This is a genomic window from Pseudoalteromonas sp. P1-7a, assembly GCF_001401855.1.
Lineage (GTDB): Bacteria > Pseudomonadota > Gammaproteobacteria > Enterobacterales > Alteromonadaceae > Pseudoalteromonas.
In genome coordinates this window covers 1-229 of the sequence record NZ_LKDU01000157.1, presented here as the reverse complement: position 1 = coordinate 229, position 229 = coordinate 1, and the positions used below count along the sequence as shown (strand labels likewise).

Sequence of the window (229 nt, the reverse complement as noted above, 5' to 3'; positions counted from 1 at the left end):
GAGAATCTACTTGCTCGTCAATTTGATGTTGAAGAGCCTAATAGTGTATGGGTATCGGATATAACTCAGGTGCGCTGTAAAGAAGGCTGCCAGTACTTATGTGTCATTTTAGATTTATACTCACGCAAAGTTGTGGGCTAGGCAACAAGTCGAATTAATAATGCGGTTTTAGTGATTAAAACACTAAAGAAGGCTTGGAATGTGCGCAAGCCGAACGGGCAACGTTTAC

General features: G+C 41.5%; 1 pseudogene. It reads left to right on the top strand.

Annotated features, from left to right (window positions below):
* A pseudogene (locus AN389_RS20765) lies at window positions 1-138 on the top strand (DDE-type integrase/transposase/recombinase); the annotation flags it as partial.
* Between the last annotated feature and the right edge of the window lie 91 nt (window positions 139-229).